A 4,226-nucleotide genomic window follows, 5' to 3' on the forward strand; every position below is an offset into this window, starting at 1 on the left:
GAAGCTGCCGATGATATTTGTTATACGATTATCGACTTCGAAGATGGTATAAATTTGGGTTTAGTTTCCGAAGATTTTGCCTTAGAATATTTGATAAAATTGGTCAAAGACAGCATTGACACCAGTAAATACAATACATTAACTACCAAAGAAGACCGAATCAGCTATTTGAGAGCTTTGGCAATAGGCAGCTTAATAAATGATGCTGTTAAAGTTTTTATTGAAAATGAAGAGGCAATTTTGCAGGGAAGATTTCCACACGCTTTGACGGACAAAAGCAAGTATAAAGTTCAAATGGACGATATTATCAAACTCAGCGTCAAAAATATTTATCAAAGCCGCGAAGTCATTGAAAAAGAAATTGTGGGCTATCAAATTATTCAAACTTTATTGGATAAATTCATTACCGCTTTTAACAATAAATTTGATGGCAATTCGTCTAATTATGACAAATTATTGTTGAAAATGTTACCTGAAAAGTTCTTGGAAGAAAAGGATGATTTGTACAAAAGGCTGTTGCATATTTGCCATTACGTTTCCCTTTTGACCGATGGAAATGCCTTGGAATTATATGAAACTATCAATGGTAAAAAAACCAGTTGATTTTTTAAAAAAGGTAAACCATTCCAATTCCAAGTGATTGTCTCAGTTGCAATGTTGGACCACCTTCAACTTTAACGCCATCAATTTCTTCATAAGTCTTGACATCGTCGTCATAAATTGCGTGTGTTCCAATGTTGGCACTAACATATTGGTTTACAATTAAATCAAATTGTAATTTCCATTCCACGTCAATATTCCCAAAATTATTGGCATAATCCGAATATAGACTCAATCGGTTTTCTATGGTAATGTTTTTCCAAACTTCTTTTTTATAGTAGTTGGTCACTAAAAAACCAATTTCGGTTTTTGATTGTTTGCTTTCTGAAATTATCTTTCCTTCTGAGTCATAAGTTGCCTTGGTTACCCCAAAAGCTCCTTTATTAGCTAAGGTTTGGTCTAAAACCAAAGTACTTTTCATAGTTAGCGGTGAAATATAAACATCAAATTTCTTTTCCTTGTCGAAATAATCTGCACCAGCTCCGAGGAAAGTATAAGCTGGAGCAAATGGTTGCGAAATTGGAGTTGTAGTGTTTGGATATTTATAACCGTTTGTAAATTGGGTGTTAAAATTAAATTTTCCCGAATAGTACCAATTCGACGAGGTGTTTTGTCTATATCCAAAGGTAGAATTAAATCGAAATTCATCATCTGACTTTCTAATGGTCAGGCCATCTTGTTTATTGATACCGTATCGAACGATTAATTCATTGACCCATTTGCTATTTTCTGTTGTGTGAATTCTTGTAAAATTCCCTTTTAACAAGCCGGAAATGGAGCTAACTCCACCAGCATTCCAATTTACGAATGCAATTTCGTTCAGGTCAAAACCAACAGTGTTTTTACTTTGCCAAGCAGATACAGGGAATATTGGTAATGGAAGTCCTGTTTTAATTGCTCTTGTTGCGGTTATAGTAGCTGTTGCAATAGTTGTAACTGGTTTTAGTTCTACTATTAATGGAGTTATTTCTGTCTCTTGAGAAAAACTATTTATACAAATTGTTAATGAGAATAGGATTATGAGGCTATGTATTAATTTCATTAGTGTCTATTAAGTTTAAAAATGCGAAAATATTTCATTTCAATAGCTTGAAAAAAGGATTGACAAACTTTTAACGTCAATTTTACAATATTGTTGTTGTTCCTCAATAGATCCTTGTTCGATAAATTCATCAGGAATTCCAAGGGTTTTTACTGTTGAAGTGTAATTATTTTGTGCTGAAAACTCAAGAATAGCGCTGCCAAAACCTCCTTTTATCACGCCATCTTCAATGGTAATTATGGTTTCAAAATCCTTGAAAATGCTATGCAATAATTTCGCGTCAAGAGGTTTTACAAAGGCAAAATCATAATGAGCAACTGTTTCTGGATGAGGTATTGTGGCTAAAGCCAAAGTCACGTTGTTTCCAATGGTTCCATTAGATAAAACGGCTACTTTTGTTCCTTTTTTGAGACAATTTGCTTTGCCTATTTCGATTTTTTCATACGGTTTTTGCCAATCTATAATTTGACCTCGACCTCTAGGATATCTAATGGCGATAGGATGGTTTAAACCAAATTGTGCTGTATATAAAATGTTTCGAAGAGCAATTTCATTCAATGGCGAATACACAATCATATTCGGGATGCAGCGCAAATAAGCCAAATCGAAAACACCGTGATGGGTTGCGCCATCTTCACCAACCAACCCCGCTCTGTCCAAACAAAAAATTACCGGCAAATCCTGTAAAGCCACGTCGTGAATGACTTGGTCGTAAGCTCGTTGCAAAAACGTGGAATAAATATTGCAAAAAACTATCATTCCTTGTGTCGCCATTCCTGCTGATAATGTTACTGCGTGTTGTTCGGCAATGCCAACGTCAAAAGCGCGTTTTGGGAAAGCGTCCATCATAAATTTCAATGAACTTCCCGAAGGCATTGCAGGAGTGATTCCAACAATTTTTTCATTGGTTTTGGCCAAATCCAATAAGGTCAAACCAAAAACATCCTGGTATTTTGGAGGCAGATTCTCTTCAGATTTCAAAGGGATTTCTCCAGTAATTTTATCGAATTTCCCAGGTGCGTGGTATTTTACTTGGTCTTCTTCGGCTTGTTGTAATCCTTTTCCTTTTGTGGTAATAATGTGAAGGAATTTTGGTCCTTTTACTTTTTTTAGCCTTTTCAATTCCTTGATTACTGCAAAAATATCGTGCCCGTCTATTGGTCCTGAATAATCAAAGTTCAAAGACTTAATCATATTATTCTTCTTAGGATTTTTTCCTTCTTTTACTGCCGTTAGATAATTTTTCAAAGCGCCAACACTCGGATCAATTCCGATGGCGTTGTCGTTAAGAATTACCAATAAATTTGCATCGGTTACTCCAGCGTGATTCAATCCTTCAAAAGCCATTCCCGATGCAATCGAGGCATCACCAACAACGGCAATGTGTTGTTTTTCGAAATCGCCTTTTAAATTAGAAGCAATTGCCATTCCCAAAGCTGCAGAAATGGATGTAGAGGAGTGGCCTACGCCAAAAGTATCGAAAATACTTTCGCTTCTTTTTGGGAAACCGGAAATACCTCCCAATTGTCTGTTAGTATAAAAATTTTCTCTTCTTCCAGTCAATATTTTATGTCCGTAGGCTTGATGACCAACATCCCAAATCAATAAATCATTTGGAGTGTTAAAGACATAATGCAAGGCGATGGTAAGTTCTACAACGCCAAGGCTTGCTCCCAAATGTCCTTCTTTCACGGAAACTATATCAATAATAAAATCGCGCAATTCTTGGGCAACTTGAGGAAGTTGAGCTTCATCGAGTTGGCGTAAATCGGTTGGATTGTAGATGTTTTTGAGTAAATTGTCTGACATAAAGCAAATGTACGAATTGAATTCTTATTTTTGTAATTATGGAAAACCCTTTCACCGACGAATATTTTATGAAGAAAGCCTTGCAAGAGGCAGAAATGGCTTTTGAGAAAGATGAAATTCCTGTTGGCTCCGTAATTGTAATCGACAATAAAGTGATTGCCCGAGGTCATAATCTTACTGAAATGCTGAATGATGTTACTGCTCACGCCGAAATGCAGGCGATAACAGCTGCTGCCAATTTTCTTGGCGGAAAATATTTGGTAGGTTGTACGTTGTATGTCACGATTGAACCTTGCCAAATGTGTGCCGGTGCTTTGTATTGGAGCCAGATATCGAAAATTGTTTTTGGTGCCATTGATGAACATCGTGGTTTTACTAAAATGGGAACGCAATTACATCCTAAAACTACTGTAGTTCGGGGAGTTTTGGCAAATGAAGCTTCGGAGTTGATGAAGCGATTTTTTGCAGAGAAAAGAAAATGATTTTTTATAAACGAATGCCCTAGCCCAGATAGAAGCGGCATCCCACGCTTTTTGCGTGGATATAGCGAATAGCTGGAAAAAGCTTCTAAAAATCTCGCAAATAGTCATAAAAAAACCGTCCCGATGTATCGGGACGGTTTTTGATTTATTCTATAATAACATTCTTCTTTTTGTCGTAGAAATGATATTCTAGATACGTGTAAGCGTCACGCGGTATGATTTTCACCCATTTTTTATGTTCAAAAAACCATTTTGAACGTATTGATGGAAAACCTTTGGTAAGGTATGCGGCC

Annotated in this window: 3 protein-coding genes and 1 pseudogene; 2 read left to right on the forward strand and 2 right to left on the reverse strand. The window is 36.3% G+C overall.

The genetic code is table 11. The annotated features are described in order from the left end of the window. Positions 1-603 (forward strand): annotated as a pseudogene (locus tag ACH2BV_RS07075) (dGTPase); the annotation flags it as partial. Between the two features lie 4 nt (positions 604-607). Here ACH2BV_RS07075 and ACH2BV_RS07080 read toward each other — a convergent pair. Continuing rightward, a complete protein-coding gene (locus ACH2BV_RS07080; RefSeq protein ID WP_395050025.1) occupies positions 608-1,642 on the reverse strand; it encodes a DUF3078 domain-containing protein in 1,035 nt (344 codons plus the stop codon). 39 nt (positions 1,643-1,681) lie between these two features. Further along, positions 1,682-3,451 (reverse strand): 1-deoxy-D-xylulose-5-phosphate synthase, encoded by a 1,770-nt coding sequence (locus ACH2BV_RS07085; protein ID WP_395050026.1) that lies wholly within the window; start codon positions 3,449-3,451, stop codon positions 1,682-1,684. A gap of 38 nt (positions 3,452-3,489) precedes the next feature. Between ACH2BV_RS07085 and ACH2BV_RS07090 the strand changes: the two genes are divergently transcribed. Further along, positions 3,490-3,933: a nucleoside deaminase gene (locus ACH2BV_RS07090; protein ID WP_395050027.1), complete on the forward strand. Its 444-nt coding sequence runs from the start codon at positions 3,490-3,492 to the stop codon at positions 3,931-3,933. Positions 3,934-4,226: the final 293 nt, after the last annotated feature.

The sequence above is a fragment of the Flavobacterium sp. genome (assembly GCF_043780635.1).
Lineage (GTDB): Bacteria > Bacteroidota > Bacteroidia > Flavobacteriales > Flavobacteriaceae > Flavobacterium.